This is a genomic window from Pseudomonas sp. MWU12-2319 (genome assembly GCF_023242525.1).
GTDB classification, from domain to species: Bacteria; Pseudomonadota; Gammaproteobacteria; order Pseudomonadales; family Pseudomonadaceae; genus Aquipseudomonas; species Aquipseudomonas gingeri_D.
The window spans coordinates 285,671-306,970 of the sequence record NZ_JALJES010000001.1 but is presented as its reverse complement, the minus strand read 5'-3'; the positions used below and the strand labels follow the sequence as shown (position 1 = coordinate 306,970).

Below are 21,300 nucleotides of genomic sequence, written 5' to 3'. Positions count from 1 at the left end.
CCTACAGGTAACGCGGTGTCTCCAAATCAGCTGGCTAATAGCGACATTCAGTTGGTGCGTGCCCCCTGATTGATCCAGGCCGCGATCAGGTCACGTTCCTGCTGGGTCATCTGGGTGATGTTGCCCAACGGCATGATCTGGGTGGTGATGGCCTGGGCCTGGATACGTGGAGCCAATTGCTGGATCTGTTGCGCGGTATCGAAGATCACCCCGGCCGGCGCCGAACTGAACAGCGGGCTGGTGGGTTGGGCCGAATGGCACACCGCGCAGCGTTCCTGGATCACACGGTGAACCTTGTCGAAGCTGACGTCGGCGGCACTCGCTGTGGTCGTTGGCGCAGGAACCGAATCCGGAGCTGCGGCGGCGGCTGGTGCGGCGGTAACGGCTGGCGTCTCTGGTACCGCTGGCGTGGCTTGGGCCGGCTTGCCGCCCAACGCGGTTTCCGGCAACGGCTGGTATTCGATCTTCGCCGGGACCTTGGCCACTTGCGGTGCGCTCGGGACCGGCGACGGGCCGGTGACATAGGCCAGGCAGATCATCCCAAGGGCCGCGACCGGCAAGGTCCAGGCAAACTTGTGACTGTTGTGCCGAGTGTTGAAATAGTGCCGCACCATCACCGCCAGCACCGCGATCCCGGCCAGGATCAGCCAGTTGTACGGGCTGCCATAGGTGCTTGGGAAGTGGTTGCTGATCATGATGAACAGCACCGGCAGGGTGAAGTAGTTGTTGTGCCGCGAACGCAGCAGGCCCTTGGCCGGCAGGCTCGGGTCCGGCGTGCGGTTCTCGGCAATGGCCGCCACCAGGGCGCGCTGGGCCGGCATGATGATGCGGAACACGTTGCCGACCATGATGGTGCCGATGATCGCGCCGACATGCAGGTAGGCGCCGCGACCGCTGAACACCTTGCTGAACCCGTAGGCGGCGGCAATCAGCAGCACGAACAGGATAAAGCCGAGCAGGGCCGGGCGCTTGCCCAGGGCCGAGTCACAGAGAAAGTCGTAGACGAACCAGCCGGCGATCAGTGCGCCGATACCGATGGCCACGCCCTCGGGGCCGCTCAGGCCGCTGCCGGGGGCCACGAGGTAGAGCACCGGGTTGGAGTAGAACACCACGCACAGCAGCGCGATCCCCGACATCCAGGTGAAATAGGCTTCCCATTTGAACCAGTGCAGGTTGTCCGGCATGGTCGGCGGGGCCAGCTTGTATTTTTCCAGGTGGTAGATACCGCCGCCGTGGATCGCCCACAGATCGCCCGCCAGGCCGTCCCTGGGATTGACCCGGTTGAGGTTGTTCTCCAGCCAGACGAAGTAGAACGATGCACCGATCCAGGCCACGCCCGTGATCATGTGAATCCAGCGCACGCTCAGGTTCAGCCATTCCATCAGATGTGCTTGCACAGTCTTTACCTCTCGCCTGTCACTCTTTTTCGGGAGTGATCAGACCTTCTCTTATTGGTGGGGGGCGAGGATCAGGTACTCATCCTCTTTGAAGAAATGCTCATCGCAGTTGTTGCCGGAGCCACTGCGATCAACCACCAGGAAGTCATCCCGCTTTTCGATCGTCAGCACCGGGTGGTGCCAGACGCCGCGATGGTAATTGATGCCCTGCCTGCCATTGCTGACAAAGGCGCGGACCAAGCCTGATACCGGTGCATCGCCAAGGGGCGCGACCACGATCAGAAAGGGGTTGCCGAGCAGCGGGATAAAAGCCTGGCTGCCCAGCGGATGGCGCTCGAGCATGCGCACGGTCAAGGGCATGTCCAGCGCGTCGGCGCGGAAGATGCTGATGATCGCCTGGTCGTCCGGCGTGGCGGTTTGCACCGTCGCCAGGCGATGGAAGCGCTGGGTCGAACCGTTGTTGATCATGAAGTGGTCGCTGCCGTCGGTTTCGATCACGTCACCGAAGGGGGCGAAGGCTTCTTTGCTCAGCGGTTCAATCGTCAGTGTGCGCATGCGGTTCTTCTGTTCTCGAATTCTGTGTATCGGCGGTTCCCGCGCGAGGCGCGAAAACCACCCATGGGGTTACTTCGCGACTTTGCCCAGCACCCGCAGGCGACTTACGCCACCGTCCGGGAACACGTTCAGGCGGATATGGGTGATAGGTCCCAGCGCCTTGATCTGTTCGGCAAAGCTGTGTTCCTGGTGCATTTCCAGCTTCTGGCTCGGCAGCAGTTCACGCCAGAACAGGCTCTGGGTCTCGATCTGGCTGTCGGTGCCGCCCTTGACGAAGGCGCCCTGGATCGAGCAGCTGTCCGGGTAGTTGCCCTTGAAGTGCAGGGTGTCGACGATGATCTGTTCGATCTCGCCCGGATGACCCAACGCCACGATCACCCAGTCATTGCCCGGGGTACGCCGGCGCGCGGTTTCCCAGCCGTCGCCCATGTTGACGCCACGGCCCGGGTTGAGGATGTTGCTCATGCGGCCGAAATGCTCGTCGGAGCAGGCCAGGGCACGACCGCCGTTGAGGGCGGAAGCCAGGTCGACCTGTTCGTTGTCGCCCACCGCCGACCAGTCACGGAATGGAATACCGTAGACCCGCAGGCGCGCCACGCCGCCGTCCGGATAGATGTTGAAACGCAGGTGGCTGAAGGCCTGGTCGTTGCTGATCTCGTGGTAATGGTGGCTGTTGCCTTGCAGCTCGACGGCGGACAGCACTTCGACCCACTGGGTGTTTTCGTCCGGCTCGCCGCTGCTCAGGAAGCAGGCTTCCAGGGAGGCCGACGGCGGATAGTTGCCGGTGAAGAAGGAGGTATCGATGTCCACGCCCTTGATCGAGCCGGCGACGCCGAGGCGGATCACCGCGCTGTCGTAGCCTTCGAAACGCTTGCGGCGCGACTCCCAGCCGTCCATCCACTTGCCGTTGTCATCGAACACGCCTTCTTTCCAGACGGCCGGGGTCGGCTGGAACAGGCGGTTGGCGTCGGCGAACCAGTCGTCGGTGACCGAGAGGATCCTGGTGCCCAGGCGGGCGTCGGCCAGGTTGACGAACTTCTCGAAAGGTACGGCGTAAGCTTTCATGCTTTTTGTCTGCCTTTTAATAAGTGGCTGGGGAGGCTTGCCGGGTTCAGGTACGGCTCGCTAAAGGGTCAGTAGGCGGAACAGGGCGATCTTGTTGATCTCGGCCAGCGCGCACTGGAACTCGGTGTCCACCGGGTTATGGATGCGCACTTCGAACGCGGCGAGGATCTGATGCCGGTTGCTGCCTTTTACCGCCATGATGAAGGGGAACTTGAACTTGGCTTTATAGGCGTCGTTCAGCTCGGTGAAGCGTTGGAACTCTTCGTTCGAGCATTGGTGAATGCCGGCGCCGGCCTGTTCGTTGGTGCTGGCTTCGGTGAGTTGACCCTGCACGGCGGCTTTGCCGGCCAGGTCCGGGTGGGCGTTGATCAGGGCCAGCTGGCTGGCGTGATCGGCGCTCAAGAGGATGTCGTTCATGCGCTGGTGCAGGGTCTCGACCTCGTCGAGGTCGGCGTCCTGGCCCAGGTCGAAAGCCTTTTCGGCGACCCAGGGCGAATGTTCGTAGATATCGGCGAAGGCCTGGATAAAGGCTTCGCGGCTCAAGGTCGAGGGCTTGAGGGTCTTGAAGGCCGTCATTTCGCGACTCCCTGGAAAGGGTGGGTGGCGTGCCAGTGGCGAGCGATATCGACCCGGCGACTGAACCAGACCCGGTCATGGCCTTTGACATATTCGATGAAGCGCTGGAGGGCGGCCAGGCGTGCCGGGCGGCCAATCAGGCGACAGTGCAAACCGATGGAGAGCATCTTCGGCGCTTCGTCGCCTTCAGCGTAGAGCACGTCGAAGGCGTCCTTGAGGTACTGGTAGAAATCGTCGCCCTTGTTGAAGCCTTGCACCTGGGTGAAGCGCATGTCGTTGGTATCGAGGGTGTAGGGAATTACCAGGTGCGGCTTGCCGGTGGGGCTGTCGGGTTCCCAGTAGGGCAGGTCGTCGTCGTAGGTGTCCGAGTCATAGAGGAAGCCGCCTTCCTCCATCACCAGCTTGCGGGTGTTCGGCCCGGTGCGTCCGGTGTACCAGCCCAATGGGCGTTCGCCGCTGATTTCGGTGAGGATGCGGATGGCTTCGAGCAGGTGCTCGCGCTCCTGGGCTTCGTCCATGTACTGGTAGTCGATCCAGCGGTAGCCGTGGCTGCAGATCTCGTGACCGGCCGCGACCATGGCGCGGATCACGTCCGGGTGGCGCTGGGCGGCCATGGCCACGGCGAACACGGTCAGGGGAATATCGAAACGCTTGAACAGCTTGAGAATCCGCCACACGCCGGCACGGCTACCATACTCGTAGAGCGACTCCATGCTCATGTTGCGCGCGCCCTGCAGAGGCTGCGCCGCGACCATCTCCGAGAGGAAGGACTCGGATTCCGGGTCGCCATGGAGGATGTTGCGTTCGCCGCCTTCTTCGTAGTTGAGCACGAAGGACAAGGCGATGCGGGCATTGCCCGGCCAGTGGGGGTGAGGCGGGTTGCTGCCGTAACCGATCAGGTCGCGTGGGTAGTCGGCGCTCACTGCAGTCTTCCTTCTTGTTCGTGGTGACGGTTGCGTGGTGCCCCGTCAAAACCGGGTGGCGTCACGGCGATGGAATGATTGTATACAACTTTATAATCATTTTGTAAGCCCGTATTTTTGCATTTCTTTCCGTTTGATGACCGCAGGTTTCACCTCGGGGAACACTGCAAGAAACCTGCCTGATCGGTCAGCTAGTGGTTCTGAGGTCTTCTGCGGGCAAGTGATTGCGCTCTATTCGCGGCTGGCTGGGCCGAGCCGGGGCTGTCGGAAAAAAGCTTGAATTTATTGTGTACAATTTTTTGTAAAAGTGTCTTAATTATTTCCGGGCCGCCCCTCTGGGGCATGGCCTCTCCTTTATCCACTGACTCCGGGAGGCGCGAGGCCTGATCTGCCTGAAGGGCAGGGCGGCCCGCAGAAGCAATGGGACGTTTGACTACGCATGTTTTGGATGCCGCGCATGGCTGCCCCGGCAGTTCGATCAAGGTCGAGCTGTATCGGGTCGAAGGCGCACAGTTGGAGCTGGTCGCCAGCGCCCAGACCAACAGCGACGGGCGCTGCGATGCACCGTTGCTGCAAGGGACCGATTACCGCTCCGGGGTCTATCAGTTGCAGTTCCATGCCGGTGACTACTATCGGGCTCGTGGCGTGGCGCTGCCGGAGCCGGCGTTCCTCGACGTGGTGGTGCTGCGTTTCGGGATCAGTGCCGAGCAGGAGCACTACCACGTGCCGTTGCTGATTTCGCCCTACAGCTATTCGACCTACCGAGGCAGCTAGATTCCCCAAGCATCTGCGCCAAAGCTTCCTTGGTTATTTGCCCGCGTTCACTGCGGGCTTTTTTATGTCTGGCGATTGGGTTGGCAGAGGTTGTGATGGTGAATGTGAGGGCCTCTTCGCGGGCAAGCTCCGCTCCCACAGTTTTGTGTCTGTACACAATACCGAGGTTGACTCGGACATTGTGGGAGCGGAGCTTGCCCGCGAAGAGGCCAGTACTGGCACTGCATATCTAACGGCTCAACAAAGATATCGCCCCCGCCCCACCGAACAACCCGGCGCTGATCCGGTTGAACCAGCTCTGCCCTTTACCGCTTCGCAGATAACTCGCCGCGCCATGGGCGCCGAGGCCATAAGCCAGCTTGCACAGCAGATCCAACACGGTCCAAGTAGCGATCATCACCAGCAACTGGCCGAGAAACGCTTGGTCGGCCTTGAGAAACTGCGGCAGGAAGGCCGCGAAGAACAGGATGTCCTTCGGGTTGCTGGCACCGAGCACAAAGGCGCGCCCAAACAGGGCACGAAAGCGTGGGGCCGGCGCGGTTTCGGGCACATTCGCCGCCCGTGCCGGTTGCCGCGATTGCTGCCAGCTCTGCCAGGCGAGATAGAACAGGTACAGCGCGCCGACCATCTTCAGCGCGCTGAACAACTGCTCCGAGGCCAGCAGCAACGCACCCAGGCCCAGGGCTGAAGCGCTCAACAGGCAGATCGAGGCACTGACCCCGCCGAGAAAGGCCGGGTATGAACGACGCAATCCATAATTCAGGCTGTTGCTGATCATCAGCAGCGACAGCGGCCCGGGGATCAGGATCACCACCAGGGCGGCACTGCTGAACAACAACCAGGTTTCCAGACTCATCAGGTTTCTCCCTTCGTACAAAAGCCCCACCGAAGTGAGGCTGGTTACTACCGCATGGGCTCTCTTACAGGAAGATGAACTTGGCGATAAAAATGGCGCACAGCACCCACAGGCTGACGGAAATATCCTTGAACTTGCCGGTCCCGGCCTTCAGTGCCACATAGGTGATAAAACCCAGGGCGATGCCGTCGGCGACCGAAAAAGTCAGCGGCATCATGATCGCGGTCACAATCGCCGGAATACTGTCCGTCGCGTCGTCCCACTCGATATGCGCCATGCCGCTCATCATCAGCATCGCTACATAAATCAGCGCGCCGGCGGTCGCGTACGCAGGGATCATGCCAGCCAGCGGGGCAAAGAACATGGCCGCCACAAACAGGATACCTACAGTAACAGCGGTCAGACCAGTCCGACCACCAGCGGCAACACCCGCGGCACTTTCCACGTAGCTGGTAACGGGTGGCACACCGACCACGGCACCGAATACGCTGGAGACGCTGTCGGCTTTCATCGCCCGGGACAGGTTCTCGATACGGCCGTCGGGGTTGACCAGGCCGGCGCGCTGGGCGACGCCCATCAGGGTGCCGGCGGTGTCGAACATGTGCACGAAGAGAAAGGCCAGGACCACGCTGATCATGCTGACGTTGAATACGCCCTTCAGGTCCATGGCCATCCAGGTCGGGGCCAGGCTCGGTGGGGTGGAGAAGATGCCGTGGTATTCCACCAGGCCCAGGCCCCAGCCGGCGAGGGTCACGGTGATGATGCTGATGAGGATGGCGCCGAAGACCCGGTGGTAGCTGAGGATTGCGATCATCAGGAAACAGATGGCGGCCAGCAATGGGCCGGGTTCATGCAGGGCGCCGAGCCTGATCAGGGTGGCGGGGCTGGCAACGACGATCCCGGCGGTTTTCAGGCCGATCACCCCGAGAAACAACCCGACCCCGGCACCCATCGCATGGCGCAGGCTGACGGGAATGCTGTTGAGCAGCCATTCGCGGATCCTCGACAGGGTCAGGGCCATGAACAGTACACCGGAGATGAAGACCGCACCGAGGGCGGTTTCCCAGTGGTAGCCCATGGTGCCGACCACGGTGTAGGTGAAGAACGCGTTCAGGCCCATGCCCGGTGCGAGGCCCACCGGCCAGTTGGCGTAGAGGCCCATCAGCAGGCAGCCGAGGGCGGCGGCGATGCAGGTGGCGACAAAGGCGGCGCCATGGTCGATGCCGGCGTCGGCCATGATGTTCGGGTTGACGAAGATGATGTAGGCCATGGTGATGAAGGTGGTCACCCCGGCGATCAGTTCGGTTTTCACCGTGGTGCCATGCAACCTGAGCTTGAACAGGCGTTCCAGCAGGCCGGAACTTGACGGTGGCGACAGGTCCAGCAGGGGGGCTTCGGATTTGCGGCTTTCCACAGCGAGTACTCCTCAAGAGTTTTATTGTTATTTCCAGAGCCGGGCGCAGGGGCGGGCAACGGCTCTTTGAGGCAGCACGGGTTTGTTGACTGTAAAGTCAGGAACTCGCACGAAGCGAATTATGCTTTTGTATACAAATAAAGCAAATAATGTTTTTAGATTTGTGTGCGATACGTCGGAAGGTAGGATCTTGTTGGCGGGAGTAGTCGCGAAACCTTTAGGAGCCGGCTTGCTGGCGATTGCAATCTGGCAGTCGACATCTGTATCGCCTGTTAAACCGCTATCGCCAGCAAGCCGGCGCCTACAAGGGGGCGTATCAGGAAGGGCGGTTTTCTCCCAGCGCGAGGTTCACCGCCAGCCAGCCCTCCACCGCGGCCTCACCGGCCTGGGCAAAGGCCTTCTGCAACAACTTGACCTGCTCACGGCGCAACGACTCTTCCAGGCTCGCCCCGTCCGCCGTCAGGCGCAGCAGGCGCTTGCGCTTGTCGGCCTCGGACGCAACGCTGCGCACCAGGTCCATCTCGGTCAACTGGCGCAACGGCATGTTCAGCGCCTGCTTGCTGACGCCGAGCAAGGCCAGCAACTCCTTGACGCTCACGTCCGGATAACGGGCGATAAAAAACACAATGCGCTGGTGCACCCGGCTCAAGCCACGACGCTCGAGCATTTCGTCGGCCTTGGCGGTGAACGCCTGGTAACCGAAGAAGAAGGCTTGCATGGCATCTTGCTGGGCATTCGAATTTTTAAGGTCAAGCATATTGACGTATCGGCTCGTGGCGGCGTAATTTCGGTCAAGCAGTTTGACGTACTTTTCGCTTACTTAGCTACCGGTGACCTGCCATGGCCTTCTCCGAACGCGTGACCCGTCTGAAAAGCTCTCTGATTCGCGAAATCCTCGCCGCCGCTCAACGCCCGGAAGTGATGTCCTTTGCCGGCGGACTGCCATCCGAAGCCATGTTGCCGACGCTGGACTGGGAGGGCCTGCCGGTCGCCTTCGGCCAATACGGCATGAGTGAGGGCGAACCGGCGCTGCGCGAGGTGCTGGCCGCCGAGGCGCGGGCGCTGGGGATCGACTGCCAGGCCAGCCAGGTGCTGGTGGTCAGCGGTTCCCAGCAGACCCTGGACCTGGTGGCCAAGCTGCATATCGACAAGGGCACCGAGATCCTCCTCGAAGGGCCGACCTACCTCGCCGCCTTGCAGATCTTCCAGCTGTTCGGCGCCGATTGCCTGACGATCCCCCAGGAACAGGACGGCCCCGACCTGCTCCAACTGCGTGCGCGCCTGGAAAACCACCAGCCGGCCTTCGTCTATCTGATTCCGACGTTCCAGAACCCGTCCGCCGTGCGCTACAGTGAAGCCAAGCGCGAGGCCGTCGCCGCCTTGCTCGACGAATTCGGCGTAACCCTGATCGAAGACGAACCCTATCGCGAGCTGACCTATGACGGCGGCAGCGCCCGGCCGATTGTCAGCCGTTTGAAGCGCAGCAGCTGGATCTATACCGGCACGGTGTCCAAGACCCTGGCCCCCGGGTTGCGGGTCGGTTACCTGATTGCCAGCCCGGACCTGTTCCCCCATCTGCTCAAGCTCAAGCAGTCGGCGGACCTGCACACCAACCGCGTCGGCCAGTGGCAGGCGTTGCAGTGGATCGGTACGGAAAAATATCGCCAGCACCTGGTGCAACTCCGGGACTTTTACCGGGTCCGACGGGATGCCTTTCAACAGGCATTGGAGCGCCACTTCGCTGACCTGGCCGATTGGCAGGTGCCGCAGGGCGGTTTGTTCTTCTGGCTGACCCTCAAACAGCCGCTGGATACCCGCACCTTGCTCGCCGAGGCGTTGAGTCGGGATGTCGCATTCATGCCCGGCGAACCTTTTTTTGCCGAACCGGAGCGTAATCCGGGTAATCTTCGTCTCAATTTCAGTCATATCGCACCGGAGCGCCTGGACGAAGGTCTCAAGCGCCTGGCTGCTGTCATCCGTCACGCACAGGCTGCACAAGCGGCTTAAGGGGAGGGCCATGTACAAGGTTTATGGCGATTACCAGTCGGGCAATTGCTACAAGATCAAGCTGATGCTGCACCTGCTGGGGCAGGAATATCGCTGGCACCCGGTGGACATCCTCAAGGGTGACACCGAGACCCCGGAATTCCTGGCGAAGAACCCCAACGGCAAGGTGCCGGTGCTGGAGCTGGAAGACGGCACCTGCCTGTGGGAGTCCAATGCGATTCTCAACTTCCTGGCCGATGGCAGCGAATTCCTGCCCACCGAGCCGCGTCTGCGTACCCAGGTGCTGCAATGGCAGTTCTTCGAGCAGTACAGCCACGAACCCTATATCGCGGTAGCGCGGTTTATCGAGTTCTACCTGGGCTTGCCGGAAGAGCGTCGCGAGGAATACCTCAAGCTGCAGAAACGCGGGCACAAGGCGTTGAAAGTGATGGAAAAGCAGCTTCAGCAAACCCCGTACCTGGTGGGCGAGCACTATTCGATTGCTGATATCGCGCTGTATGCCTATACCCATGTGGCCCATCAGGGCGGCTTCGACCTGAGCGAATACCCGGGTATCCAGGCCTGGTTGCTGCGGGTGGCCAGCCATCCGAAGCATGTCGGCATGCTGGATTAATCGGCAAATCCGGAAACACTTAAACCGGCCCCAGGGCCGGTTTATTTTTGCCCGCGCAAGCACTTTTGTCGCCGGCGAGGTCCTATCGAGAACTGTGTTTATTACCTACTGAACGGGGTGCCGTCCATGAAATATCCACGCGTAGCGTTTTTGACTGCCAGCCTGCTGGGCCTGGCCATGGGTGCACAGGCAGCCGACAACTGCGATGCCAACCAGGCGTCGATGAATGAATGTGCGGGCAAGGCGTTCAAGCAGGCCGACAATGACCTGAACACCTACTACAAGACCCAGATGGATTACCTGAAGAACCCGGCCAACAAGGCCGCGCTCCAGGATGCCCAGCGCAAGTGGCTGGCTTTCCGCGACGCCGATTGCCTGTATCAGAATGGCAAACCGGCGGACGGTGGTTCGATCTGGCCGCTGCTGGATTTGCAGTGCAAGACCGAGTTGACCAGGCAGCGGGCGGCGCAATTGAAGGCTTATACCGAGTGTCGTGATGAAACCAACGGCTGCCGCAACTGACGGCGACTGAACTCAGGCCGCGGCAAAACGCTTGTCCAGGTACTCGATGATCACCTTGGACTCGTACATCCAGATGGTCTGGCCGTTTTCTTCGATACGCAGGCACGGCACCTTGATCTTGCCGCCTTGCTCGAGCAGGGTCTGGCGATCCTGTTCGTTGTTCTTCGCATCACGCAGCGCCACCGGCACGTTGAGGCGGCGCAGGGTGCGACGGGTCTTCACGCAGAACGGGCAGGCGTGGAACTGATACAGGGTCAGGTCCCTGGCCGCGGCATCGACCTTGGCCTGGTCTGGCGCGGAGCGCTTTTGCTTGCTGGGGCGGGTGAGGAAATCGATGAAGATGATGAGTTGGCCCAAGCCGACTCGAAGTGCTTTGACGAACACGGGATAGCCTCGCGGGCGGTGGAGAAGGGGCGCAGCTTACCTGACAGGTTTGTGTGGGAGCTAAACTTGTGGGAGCGCAGCTTGCGCGCGAAGAGGCCCTTGAGACCGCTAAAAGCTTCGCGGGCAAGCACCGCTCCCACACAAGCACCCTCTCACAGGTACTGCATCAGGGGCTTACTTGATCAGCGCGAGGAACTCGCTGCGGGTCGCGGCGTTTTCGCGGAACTCGCCGAGCATCACCGAGGTGATCATCGACGAATTCTGTTTCTCCACACCGCGCATCATCATGCACATGTGCTTGGCTTCGATCACCACCGCGACACCCAGGGCCCCGGTCACCTGCTGGACCGCGTCGGCGATCTGGCGGCTGAGGTTTTCCTGGATCTGCAGGCGCCGGGCGTACATGTCGACGATACGCGCGACCTTGGACAGGCCCAGCACCTTGCCGCTCGGGATGTAGGCCACGTGGGCCTTGCCGATAAAGGGCAGCAGGTGGTGTTCGCACAACGAGTAGAGCTCGATGTCCTTGACCAGCACCATTTCGCTGTTGTCGGAGCTGAACAAGGCACCGTTGGTGACTTCTTCCAGGGTCTGTTCGTAACCGCGGCAAAGGTACTGCATGGCTTTGGCGGCGCGCTTGGGCGTGTCGAGCAGACCTTCGCGGGAGACGTCCTCGCCGAGTTGGCCGAGGATCGCGGTGTAATTCTGTTCCAGGGACATGAAGCTACCTGTGGGAGTTTACGCAAAGAACAAGGATACGGCGGCTGGCAGCCGCCTGCAAATTCGATGACGGTTCGGTTACTCGTCGCGACCTTCCATCATGGTTCGTTTCAGCATCACATACACCGCGCCCGCGCCGCCATGCTTGGGCTGGCAGGAGGTGAACCCGAGGACCTGGGCGTGCTGACGGAGCCAGGTGTTGACGTGGCTCTTGATCATCGGGCGCTTGCCGTCCAGGCGTACGGCCTTGCCGTGGGTGACGCGCACGCAGCGGATTTCGAATTTGGTCGCCTCGGCAAGAAACGCCCAGAGGGTTTCCCGGGCTTTTTCCACACTCATGCCGTGCAGGTCGAGACTGCCTTCGAAGGGGATCTGGCCGATCTTGAGCTTGCGCATCTGGCTTTCCTGGACCCCGTCACGGGCCCAGTGCAGGTCGTCTTCGGGACCGACGTCGATGACGAACTGGTCGGACAGCCCGTCCACCGCGGTGTCCTGCACCCGCACCGTGGCCGCCTGGCGCAGCTTGGCCAGTTGCGCACGGTCGGACTTGGGCTTGCCGGTGTCGGCACGGTCATGCTTGATCGGCTTGACGCCACGGATCTCGCTTTTGAACAGGGAAAAGTCGTCGTCTTGCATGTCAGCCTCCGCAGGGCCTGGCAGTTTACCCAAGTCCCCCGGGTGTCGTCACAGTCGATTGCGCGCAGGTGCTTGATCAGTCGTGCTTTTTCATCAGGTGGGGGGCGATGTTCAGTCCATGGCGGCTGCGCATCCGACGACGGCTGCGGCGCCACAGCCAGACCCCGAACCAGAGCGTCAGCACGCCCACGCCCAAGGCCACCGCCGAACCGGTCGGCGTGGCATTCAAATCCCCGAGTGCCGGCGCATGGCCGAGCAGGCTGGCCGCCCCGGCCATCACCAGCAACACCCCGAAGGTGGCCAACAGCGCCGCAATGGCAGCGCTCAAGCGCGAGCCCCAGGTGCTCTGGCCCCGGGGACGCAGGCGGCGAGCGTCAAAACCATCGGATATCTTCATTCCGATTTCCTCTATGAGTATCGGCCCTTCGACCGGGAGATGGTCGGCTTGTTCCTGATGTGTCCGGGAAATCGGAAAATGAGACGCAATTGACAGGACTAATGGATGGGCGGTCGCCAGGACAACCCATCGCCGCCGCTAGCCGATCAGGTCTTTGGTCTGCGCCAGGGTGGCGAAATTGTCCGCCATGATCGCCATCTCGGTGCGCTGGACCTGGGCGGCGCTGATGATTTCATCCTTGTAGGGCAGGTCGCGGGTCGCGCAGGCATCTTCCACCAGGGTGCAGCGGAAGCCCAGGTTCTTGGCCGCGCGCACCGTGGTGCTGACGCTGGAGTGGCTCATGAAGCCGCAGACGATCAGGTCCAGGGAGCCGAGTTCCTGCAGGTGCTTCTCCAGGCCCGTGCCGTGAAAGGCGCTGGGCAGCAGCTTGCCGATCAGGGTTTCGTCGCCCTGGGGTTCCAGCCCCGGAATGAACTCACCGCGCTCGCCCTGGGGATCGAACAGACCGCCCACGGTGCCCAGGTGACGGATATGCACGATAGGCCGTCCGGCCTGTCGGGCGGCGGCAACCAGCTGCTTGATATTGTCGACGGCAGCGTCCATGCCGGACAAGGCCAGCGGGCCACTGAGATATTCTTTCTGGGCGTCGATGATCAACAGGCTGGCATGGCTCAGATTGGCGGCTGCATAACCACGACCGCTGAGTTGAAACATCGTCTTTGGAACGGACATTCGGGGCTCCTTTGAGTGGGGCTTTTACCGCATTGTCCTCCGGCTGAGCGCGTATGTGAATCGCAACCCGTGCAGGCGGCGTGGTTATTGGGCTGTAGCCGTGTCAAGGGTTGTTTGCCGGCGTGCGAAACCGCGCTCGATGATGTCTTTTTGCCTTATTTTCACCCGGTGCTGGTTTGACTGTTAGAATCCCCCGTCGTTTTTTTCAGGAGCCTCCCCGTGATCAATTCCCGCCTGCGCACGCTGCGCGACCATATTCGTTGGGCTGTCAGCCGCTTTCATGGCGCGGATCTGTTTTTCGGCCATGGCACCGACAATGCCTGGGACGAGGCGCGTCAATTGGTGCTGGGGGCCTTGCACCTGCCTTGGGAAATTGCCGATAGCTATCTCGACTGCCGCCTGGAAGACGACGAACTGAGCCGTTTGCAGCACTTGCTCAAGCGCCGCATCGAAGACCGTGTGCCCACTGCTTACCTGTTGGGTGAGGCGTGGTTCTGCGGCATGTCGTTTATCGTCGATGAGCGGGTGTTGATTCCGCGTTCGCCGATCGGCGAGTTGATCGAAGGCCACTTTGCTCCCTGGCTGGCGAATGAGCCGGCGCGGATTCTCGACCTGTGCACCGGCTCCGGCTGCATCGGCATCGCCTGTGCCTATGAGTTCCAGCAGGCGGAAGTGGTGTTGGCCGACCTGTCTTTCGAAGCGCTGGAAGTGGCCAACCAGAATATCGAGCGCCATGGTGTCGATGAGCGGGTGTTCACGGTCCAGGGTGATGGCTTCGATGGTCTGCCCGGTCAGCGTTTCGACCTGATCGTCTCCAATCCTCCTTATGTGGATGCCGAGGACTTTGCCGACATGCCGGAGGAATACCAGCACGAGCCCGAGCTGGGCCTGGCCTGCGGCGAAGACGGCCTGAACCTGGTGCGACGGATGCTGGCCGAGGCGGCGGATCATCTGACCGAGAAGGGCCTGCTGATTGTCGAGGTCGGCAACAGCCAGGTGCATGTCGAGGCGTTGTACCCCGAGGTGGATTTTGCCTGGCTGGACTTCGAGCGGGGCGGGCATGGCGTGTTCATGCTGACCGCCGAGCAGTGTCGTGCGCATCAGGCGCTGTTTGCCGCGAAAATCTGAAGAACGACACCGACCTGTAGGAGCAGGGCTTGCCCGCGAAGCTTTTGGCGCCCTCAAGGACGCCTTCGCGGGCAAGCCCGGCTCCTACAGGTTTTGCCGTGTTCTGGAGATCGCCGAACGCTTGAGCAATCCTGGCGGACATATTCCCGACGAGTGAACCGTTTAAGTCGCCAGGCCCGCCCGGCAAGGTGAGCCAGAGGCAAACCTTCCCTCGGTTATCCGCAAAGCCCGCCATAGAGAGGCGTGCAGCGATATTTCGAGATAAATAAATCTCCCTTTTTTCGCCAATTCCGGTATAGTGCGCGCCGGCCTTTAACCGGGCCGCGTTTAGGTAATGCAATTCCCCGAAGTCAGCTTCGGCTGCTGTCCGCCATGCGGACTATCCTTGACGATTCTTTCATTCAATCGTTTTCGCAAATCCCCGCCGACAAAGCTGCCAGGGTGACTCTCAGAGTCTTACAAGGCATGCGCAGCTTTGGAGCATGGGTCTTTGCGGATGCACTTAGAGGCAGACCCATGACCCAGGAAATCGGCGGCTTCGCCGCTTTTAATCTTAATCCGAATATTCTTGCAGCCGTCACCGCGACTGGCTACGAAGAGCCTTCGGCTATCCAGCAGCAATCGATCCCGATCATCATGGCCGGCCACGACATGATTGGCCAGGCGCAAACCGGTACGGGTAAAACCGCTGCGTTCGCCCTGCCGATCCTGCATCGCATCGATCCTGCTAAGCGCGAACCGCAAGCCCTGATCCTGGCGCCAACCCGTGAGTTGGCGTTGCAAGTAGCAACCGCTTTCGAAACCTACGCCAAGCAAATGCCGGGCGTTACCGTTGTGGCCGTTTACGGCGGCGCGCCCATGGGCCCACAACTGAAAGCAATCCGTAATGGCGCACAGATTGTTGTCGCCACTCCGGGCCGTCTGTGCGACCACCTGCGTCGTGACGAAAAAGTCCTGGCCACCGTGAACCACCTGGTTCTCGATGAAGCGGACGAAATGCTCAAGCTCGGCTTCATGGACGACCTGGAAGTCATCTTCAAGGCCTTGCCGGCAACCCGCCAGACCGTTTTGTTCTCGGCGACCCTGCCGCAGTCGATCCGCGCCATTGCCGAACGCCACCTGCGCGATCCGCAACACGTCAAGATCCAGACCAAGACCCAGACCGTGACCGCGATCGAACAGGCTCACCTGTTGGTTCACGCCGACCAGAAGACCTCGGCTGTGCTGAGCCTGCTGGAAGTCGAGGATTTCGACGCCCTGATCATGTTCGTGCGCACCAAGCAAGCGACCCTGGACCTGGCCAGTGCCCTGGAAGCCAAAGGCTACAAAGCCGCTGCGCTGAACGGTGACATCGCCCAGAACCAGCGTGAGCGCGTGATCGACTCCCTCAAGGATGGCCGTCTGGACATCGTTGTGGCGACCGACGTTGCTGCTCGTGGCCTGGACGTTCCGCGCATCACTCACGTATTCAACGTCGACATGCCGTACGATCCTGAGTCCTACGTTCACCGTATCGGCCGTACCGGCCGTGCCGGTCGCGAAGGTCGTGCGCTGTTGCTGGTGACTCCACGTGAGCGCCGCATGCTGCAAGTGATCGAGCGTGTAACCGGTCAGAAAGTTGCCGAAGTCCGCCTGCCGGATGCCCAGGCCGTTCTCGATGCGCGCATCAAGAAACTGACCAACAGCCTGTCGCCACTGGTAGCCGATGCTGAATCGACCCACGGCGAACTGCTGGATCGCCTGACCGCCGATATCGGTTGCAGCCCGCGTGCCCTGGCCGCGGCCCTGCTGCGCAAGGCCACCAATGGCCAGGCGCTGACCCTGGCGGCGATCGAGAAAGAGCGTCCGCTGGTGCCGAACAACGCGCCACGTGGCGATCGTCCGGAGCGTTCCGGTGACCGTCCCGAGCGTAGCGATCGTGAGCGTCGTGCCCCGGTGCCATTGGCCGAAGGCCGTGCCCGCTGCCGTACCGCGCTGGGTGCGCGTGACGGTATCGCCGCCAAGAACCTGCTGGGTGCCATCCTCAACGAAGGTGGCCTGGCCCGTGAAGCGATCGGTCGCATCCAGGTGCGTGACAGCTTCAGCCTGGTGGAACTGCCGGAAGATGGTCTGGAGCGTCTGCTGACCAAGCTGAAGGACACCCGTGTGGCTGGCAAGCAGCTCAAGCTGCGTCGCTACCGCGAAGATTGATCAACCCCCGGGTTGATTGATCGATAAAAAAATCCCCGACTGGTTCGGGGATTTTTTTTGCCTGCTGTAGGAGCGAGCTTGCTCGCGATGGGCGTCAACGATAACGCGGGGCGTCTGATACCCCGCGGTGCCTGAGCCATTATCGCGAGCAAGCTCGCTCCTACAGGGGATTGGTGGGGTCAGGCGAAGCGATAGATGTCCATGCCCAGCGCGCCCATGGTGAACCCCTTGTGGGCGATGCTCATCTGGCCACCGGCGCCACGGGCGAAATACAACGGCAGCAGGTGCTCGTCACTGGGGTGGCTGCGCACGGCGTAGGGCGCCTGTTTGCGGTAGTCGTGCAGGGCGGCTTCGTCATCGGCAGCGAGTTTGTCGACCATCCAGTCGCGGAAGGCCTTGGCCCACGGCTCGATGCTGTCGGGGCCGGCATGCCAGTCCAGTTCTCCGAGGTTATGGGTAATGCTGCCGGAGCCGATCAGCAGGATGCCCTGGGCCCGCAGGCCGCTGAGGGCATGCCCGATACGGGTTTGCAAGGCAGGGCCCATGCGGCTTGGCAAGGACACCTGGACCACCGGGATATCGGCTTGCGGGTACATCAGCGACAGGGGCACCCAGACCCCATGGTCGAATGGGCGCTGGTCATCGAGGCGGGCGGCCAGGCCATCGGCGTTGAGCAGGGCGACAATCTCGGCGGCCAACTGCGGTTCGCCGGGTGCCGGGTATTGCACGGCGAACAGTTCCCGGGGAAAACCACCGAAGTCGTGCCAGGTTTCCGGCTGCGGATTGCTGCTGACCCGCAGGTCCTGGCTTTCCCAGTGGGCCGAGACGATGACGATGGCCTTCGGTCGCGGCAGCTCGGCCGCCAGGCGGGCCAGGGCCGGGCCGCTGGCGCCGGGGTCCAGGGCCAGCATGGGTGAACCGTGGGAGATGAACAGGCTGGGGAGCATAATGAAAGTCCTGAGCGTCAAGTTTAAGATGACGCCATCTTCAATCAGATCATTGATCTAAATCTAATATAAGTTTTAGTGCTTTTTGATCGAATTTTCAGGGTGAACCTATGCAACCGGAATTTTGGCACAAGCGTTGGGAACACAACCAGATCGGCTTTCACCTGGAGCAGGTCAACCCCCATCTGCAGCGCTTCTGGCCCGACCTGGCACTGCCGATAGAGGCGCGGGTGCTGGTGCCCTTGTGTGGCAAGAGCCTTGATCTGGCGTGGTTGGCGGCCCAGGGCCTGCGCGTCCTGGGGGTGGAGTTGTCGGAGAAGGCCGTGGAGGCGTTTTTTGCCGAGCAGCAGCTCAAGCCGCTGATACGCCGGCAGGGTGAGTTCATGGTCTATGAGGCGGGTCCGCTGGAACTCTGGTGTGGAGACTTCTTCGCCTTGACGGCCGCCGACGTGGCCGACTGTGTGGGGCTGTATGACCGGGCGGCGCTGATCGCCTTGCCACCGCCAATGCGCGAGCGTTATGCGGCGCATTTGAGCGGGATACTGGCGGCGGGCACCCAGGGCTTGTTGATCACCCTCGACTACGATCAGACCCAGCTCGACGGGCCGCCGTTCGCCTTGCTCGATGGTGAGGTCCGGCGCTTGCTGGAGCCGCAGTGGCAGCTTCAGGTGGAGGATGAACAGGATGTGCTTGGCGAGAGCTGGAAGTTTCTCCAGGCTGGGGTGACGCGGCTCGACGAGCGGGTTTACCGGTTGGAGAAGGTTTCTTAGGAAGCAGGTAAGCCGACGACGATTCCAAGGGTGTCGCGGACTCTGTGGGAGCGGAGCTTGTCGGATCGCCGCACCGCCGCGAAGCTTTTAGCGGCCTCCAGGGCCTCTTCGCGGGCAAGCTCCGCTCCCACACCTCACAGGTATGGCTATCAGCCGCGCCGACGCAGGGCTTCGATACGCTCTTCCAGCGGCGGGTGGCTCATGAACATCTTCGCCAGGCCCTGTTTCAGGCCGCCGTTGATACCGAAGGCGTTCAGGGTATCCGGCATGTGCACCGGCAGGCCCTGTTCAGAGCGCAGGCGTTGCAGGGCGCCGATCATCGCGGCGGTACCGGCCAGGCTGGCACCGGCTTCGTCGGCGCGGAATTCACGCTTGCGCGAGAACCACATGACGATGGCGCTGGCCAGGAAACCCAGGACCAGTTCGGCGAAGATGGTCGCCACATAGTAGGCGATACCCTGGCCCTCTTCGTTCTTGAAGATGACCTTATCGACGAAGTTGCCGATGATCCGCGCAAAGAACATCACGAAGGTGTTCACCACGCCCTGTATCAGCGCCAGGGTGACCATGTCGCCATTGGCTACGTGGCCGATCTCGTGGGCCAGCACGGCCTTCACTTCATCGGGCGAGAAGCGTTCCAGCAGGCCCTGGCTGACCGCGACCAGCGCGTCGTTCTTGTTCCAGCCGGTGGCGAAGGCGTTTGCCTCGTAGGCCGGGAAGATACCCACCTCGGGCATCTTGATCCCGGCGTCGCGGGACAGTTGCTCGACGGTTTGCAGCAGCCACTGCTCATGGCGGGTACGAGGCTGGGTGATGAGCTGGGTGCCGGTGCTCATCTTCGCCATCCACTTGGAGATGAACAACGAGAACAGCGAACCCGCGAAACCAAAGACCGCACAGAAGACCAGCAGCTGATTGAGGTTGAGATCAACCCCGTTGGCCGCCATGAACCCGTTGAAGCCGAAAAGGCTCAGGGTGATGCTGGCAATCAGCACGACCGCCAGGTTAGTGGCCAAGAACAGCAGGATGCGCATCATGGTTGAAAGTTTCTCCTCAGCTAAAGATGTAGCGTCATGCGGGGTATATAAGGTGCAGCTGCGACCTATTCAACCGGGTGACTATTTCAAACTGTGTCCTACAGCTTGATTCTAGCCGCTTGCCAGTCATTTCCTAATGGAGGGCTTGGGTTTTCGAGGCGTTGCAACGCCGCGCGCCCCTTTGAAACCGGGGGATGTGTTGGCAATGAGAGAGGTTCCCTGGCCGGCGGCATGCTGACGCAAAGACATACAAAAAGAAATGGGGGCAAAGCGCTTTCCTGCGACTCTCGGATGAGTCGCAGGAAAGTGTAGGAAATTACTGGCGGTAGGTTTTCAGGAACGAACCGATGCGCCCGATGGCCTGTTCCAGGTCATCCACCCGGGGCAGGGTGACCACGCGGAAGTGATCGGGCCATGGCCAGTTGAACGCGGTGCCCTGGACCACCAGCAGCTTTTCCGAGATCAGCAGGTCGAGGACGAACTTCTCGTCGTTGAGAATCGGGCAGACTTTCGGGTCGATCCGCGGGAAGGCGTAGAGCGCGCCCATGGGTTTCACGCAGCTGACGCCGGGAATGTCGTTGAGCAGTTCCCAGGTGCGGTTGCGTTGTTCCAGCAGGCGACCGGCCGGCAGCACCAGGTCGTTGATGCTCTGGTAGCCGCCGAGGGCGGTCTGGATCGCGTGCTGGCTCGGCACGTTGGCGCACAGGCGCATGTTGGCCAGGATGTCGATGCCTTCGATATAGCTCTGGGCATTGTGCTTGGGACCGGAGATCGCCACCCAGCCGGAGCGGAAACCCGCGACCCGGTAGGACTTGGACAGGCCGTTGAAGGTCAGGCACAGCAGGTCCGGCGCCAGGGATGCGGTGCAGACGTGTACGGCATCGTCGTAGAGGATCTTGTCGTAGATCTCGTCGGAAAAAACCACGAGGTTGTGCTGGCGGGCCAGTTCGAGCATGCCCAGCAGCACCTCCTTGGAATACACCGCGCCCGTCGGATTGTTCGGGTTGATGATCACCAAGGCCTTGGTATTGGGGGTGATCTTGGCCTTGATATCGGCCAGGTCCGGCCACCAGTTGGCCTGTTCGTCGCACAGGTAGTGCACCGGGTTGCCGCCGGCCAGGCTCACGGCGGCGGTCCACAGCGGGTAGTCCGGTGCCGGGATCAGTACTTCGTCGCCATTGTTGAGCAGGGCCTGCATGGACATCACGATCAGTTCGGACACGCCATTGCCCAGGTAGATGTCTTCGATGCCGACACCTTCGACCTGCTTCTGCTGGTAGTACTGCATGACCGCCTTGCGGGCGCTGTACAACCCCTTGGAGTCACTGTAGCCCTGTGCGGTCGGCAGGTTGCGGATCACGTCCAGGAGGATTTCGTCCGGGGCTTCGAAACCGAAGGGCGCCGGGTTGCCGATGTTCAGCTTGAGGATGCGATGGCCTTCCTCTTCCAGGCGTTTGGCGTGCTTGAGCACCGGGCCGCGAATGTCGTAGCAGACGTTGGCGAGCTTGTTCGATTTGCTGACCTGCATGGCGATGTAATCCTGAAAATGGACGATCCAGGCGGTCTCGTCGAGGCCGCTATGGCAATACTGCGTTTTCACCTCGTCCCATGGTCCCCGGCCGCCGGCTTGGAAAATCCGTTTGAATGCGTCGGACGC

General features: G+C 61.3%; 23 protein-coding genes. 7 read left to right on the top strand and 16 right to left on the bottom strand.

The window, feature by feature from the left end; all coding sequences use genetic code 11:
• Window positions 1–47: 47 nt before the first annotated feature.
• The 5 genes from M5C01_RS01135 to puuE all read right to left on the bottom strand — a co-directional run bounded on the left by M5C01_RS01135 (window position 48) and on the right by puuE (window position 4,516).
• Complete coding sequence (locus M5C01_RS01135) at window positions 48–1,397, bottom strand: urate hydroxylase PuuD (RefSeq protein WP_178129731.1); 1,350 nt, start codon at window positions 1,395–1,397, stop codon at window positions 48–50.
• Window positions 1,398–1,448: 51 nt separating this feature from the next.
• On the bottom strand, window positions 1,449–1,952 hold the full coding sequence (locus M5C01_RS01130; protein WP_100940633.1) for an ureidoglycolate lyase: 504 nt from the start codon (window positions 1,950–1,952) through the stop codon (window positions 1,449–1,451).
• Between the two features lie 69 nt (window positions 1,953–2,021).
• On the bottom strand, window positions 2,022–3,017 hold the full coding sequence (alc, locus tag M5C01_RS01125) for an allantoicase (protein ID WP_152737026.1): 996 nt from the start codon (window positions 3,015–3,017) through the stop codon (window positions 2,022–2,024).
• 60 nt (window positions 3,018–3,077) lie between these two features.
• Entirely contained in the window at window positions 3,078–3,593 is a 516-nt protein-coding gene (uraD, locus tag M5C01_RS01120) for a 2-oxo-4-hydroxy-4-carboxy-5-ureidoimidazoline decarboxylase (RefSeq protein WP_152737025.1), read from the bottom strand.
• Complete coding sequence (gene puuE / locus M5C01_RS01115) at window positions 3,590–4,516, bottom strand: allantoinase PuuE (RefSeq protein ID WP_178129730.1); 927 nt, start codon at window positions 4,514–4,516, stop codon at window positions 3,590–3,592. Before puuE ends, uraD begins: the two co-directional genes overlap by 4 nt.
• A gap of 420 nt (window positions 4,517–4,936) precedes the next feature.
• Here puuE and uraH point away from each other — a divergent pair, with 420 nt between their 5' ends.
• Complete coding sequence (gene uraH, locus M5C01_RS01110) at window positions 4,937–5,290, top strand: hydroxyisourate hydrolase (protein WP_152737023.1); 354 nt, start codon at window positions 4,937–4,939, stop codon at window positions 5,288–5,290.
• A gap of 229 nt (window positions 5,291–5,519) precedes the next feature.
• On the opposite strand, the gene M5C01_RS01105 is transcribed toward uraH, so the two are convergent.
• The 3 genes from M5C01_RS01105 to M5C01_RS01095 form a co-directional block, all read right to left on the bottom strand.
• Window positions 5,520–6,146 (bottom strand): LysE family translocator, encoded by a 627-nt coding sequence (locus M5C01_RS01105; RefSeq protein ID WP_152737022.1) that lies wholly within the window; start codon window positions 6,144–6,146, stop codon window positions 5,520–5,522.
• A gap of 64 nt (window positions 6,147–6,210) precedes the next feature.
• Window positions 6,211–7,560: an NCS2 family permease gene (locus tag M5C01_RS01100; RefSeq protein ID WP_178129729.1), complete on the bottom strand. Its 1,350-nt coding sequence runs from the start codon at window positions 7,558–7,560 to the stop codon at window positions 6,211–6,213.
• Window positions 7,561–7,876: 316 nt separating this feature from the next.
• Window positions 7,877–8,317 carry a MarR family transcriptional regulator gene (locus M5C01_RS01095; protein ID WP_152737021.1) on the bottom strand — a complete coding sequence of 147 codons (441 nt, stop codon included), beginning with the start codon at window positions 8,315–8,317 and terminating at the stop codon, window positions 7,877–7,879.
• Between the two features lie 83 nt (window positions 8,318–8,400).
• On the opposite strand from M5C01_RS01095, the gene M5C01_RS01090 reads away from it, so the two are divergent.
• The 3 genes from M5C01_RS01090 to M5C01_RS01080 all read left to right on the top strand — a co-directional run bounded on the left by M5C01_RS01090 (window position 8,401) and on the right by M5C01_RS01080 (window position 10,702).
• A complete protein-coding gene (locus tag M5C01_RS01090; RefSeq protein ID WP_152737020.1) occupies window positions 8,401–9,567 on the top strand; it encodes a PLP-dependent aminotransferase family protein in 1,167 nt (388 codons plus the stop codon).
• A 10-nt stretch (window positions 9,568–9,577) separates the two neighbouring features.
• Window positions 9,578–10,180: a glutathione S-transferase family protein gene (locus M5C01_RS01085; protein ID WP_103498212.1), complete on the top strand. Its 603-nt coding sequence runs from the start codon at window positions 9,578–9,580 to the stop codon at window positions 10,178–10,180.
• A gap of 126 nt (window positions 10,181–10,306) precedes the next feature.
• Window positions 10,307–10,702: a lysozyme inhibitor LprI family protein gene (locus M5C01_RS01080; protein ID WP_152737019.1), complete on the top strand. Its 396-nt coding sequence runs from the start codon at window positions 10,307–10,309 to the stop codon at window positions 10,700–10,702.
• Between the two features lie 12 nt (window positions 10,703–10,714).
• Here M5C01_RS01080 and M5C01_RS01075 read toward each other — a convergent pair whose 3' ends face one another.
• The 5 genes from M5C01_RS01075 to M5C01_RS01055 all read right to left on the bottom strand — a co-directional run bounded on the left by M5C01_RS01075 (window position 10,715) and on the right by M5C01_RS01055 (window position 13,571).
• Window positions 10,715–11,086: a glutathione S-transferase N-terminal domain-containing protein gene (locus M5C01_RS01075; RefSeq protein ID WP_178129728.1), complete on the bottom strand. Its 372-nt coding sequence runs from the start codon at window positions 11,084–11,086 to the stop codon at window positions 10,715–10,717.
• A gap of 174 nt (window positions 11,087–11,260) precedes the next feature.
• Entirely contained in the window at window positions 11,261–11,806 is a 546-nt protein-coding gene (gene folE / locus M5C01_RS01070; protein WP_017129709.1) for a GTP cyclohydrolase I FolE, read from the bottom strand.
• Window positions 11,807–11,884: 78 nt separating this feature from the next.
• Window positions 11,885–12,442 (bottom strand): Smr/MutS family protein, encoded by a 558-nt coding sequence (locus tag M5C01_RS01065; protein ID WP_103498210.1) that lies wholly within the window; start codon window positions 12,440–12,442, stop codon window positions 11,885–11,887.
• Between the two features lie 76 nt (window positions 12,443–12,518).
• A complete protein-coding gene (locus tag M5C01_RS01060; protein ID WP_103498209.1) occupies window positions 12,519–12,839 on the bottom strand; it encodes a hypothetical protein in 321 nt (106 codons plus the stop codon).
• A 138-nt stretch (window positions 12,840–12,977) separates the two neighbouring features.
• On the bottom strand, window positions 12,978–13,571 hold the full coding sequence (locus M5C01_RS01055; protein WP_103498208.1) for a cysteine hydrolase family protein: 594 nt from the start codon (window positions 13,569–13,571) through the stop codon (window positions 12,978–12,980).
• Between the two features lie 219 nt (window positions 13,572–13,790).
• Between M5C01_RS01055 and prmB the strand changes: the two genes are divergently transcribed.
• Together prmB and M5C01_RS01045 are read left to right on the top strand one after the other, a co-directional pair.
• A complete protein-coding gene (gene prmB / locus M5C01_RS01050) occupies window positions 13,791–14,699 on the top strand; it encodes a 50S ribosomal protein L3 N(5)-glutamine methyltransferase (protein WP_103498207.1) in 909 nt (302 codons plus the stop codon).
• Between the two features lie 516 nt (window positions 14,700–15,215).
• Window positions 15,216–16,889, top strand: coding sequence for a DEAD/DEAH box helicase (locus M5C01_RS01045; RefSeq protein ID WP_103499836.1), 1,674 nt, complete (start codon window positions 15,216–15,218; stop codon window positions 16,887–16,889).
• A gap of 179 nt (window positions 16,890–17,068) precedes the next feature.
• On the opposite strand, the gene M5C01_RS01040 is transcribed toward M5C01_RS01045, so the two are convergent.
• Window positions 17,069–17,836 carry a class III extradiol ring-cleavage dioxygenase gene (locus M5C01_RS01040; RefSeq protein ID WP_103499845.1) on the bottom strand — a complete coding sequence of 256 codons (768 nt, stop codon included), beginning with the start codon at window positions 17,834–17,836 and terminating at the stop codon, window positions 17,069–17,071.
• Between the two features lie 110 nt (window positions 17,837–17,946).
• On the opposite strand from M5C01_RS01040, the gene M5C01_RS01035 reads away from it, so the two are divergent.
• On the top strand, window positions 17,947–18,606 hold the full coding sequence (locus tag M5C01_RS01035) for a thiopurine S-methyltransferase (protein ID WP_152737016.1): 660 nt from the start codon (window positions 17,947–17,949) through the stop codon (window positions 18,604–18,606).
• A 149-nt stretch (window positions 18,607–18,755) separates the two neighbouring features.
• Here the strand turns inward: M5C01_RS01035 and htpX are convergent, their stop codons facing one another.
• Window positions 18,756–19,643, bottom strand: a complete 888-nt coding sequence (gene htpX, locus M5C01_RS01030; RefSeq protein ID WP_103499304.1) for a protease HtpX — start codon at window positions 19,641–19,643, stop codon at window positions 18,756–18,758.
• A gap of 316 nt (window positions 19,644–19,959) precedes the next feature.
• Window positions 19,960–21,171, bottom strand: a complete 1,212-nt coding sequence (locus M5C01_RS01025) for a pyridoxal phosphate-dependent aminotransferase (protein ID WP_103499336.1) — start codon at window positions 21,169–21,171, stop codon at window positions 19,960–19,962.
• Between the last annotated feature and the right edge of the window lie 129 nt (window positions 21,172–21,300).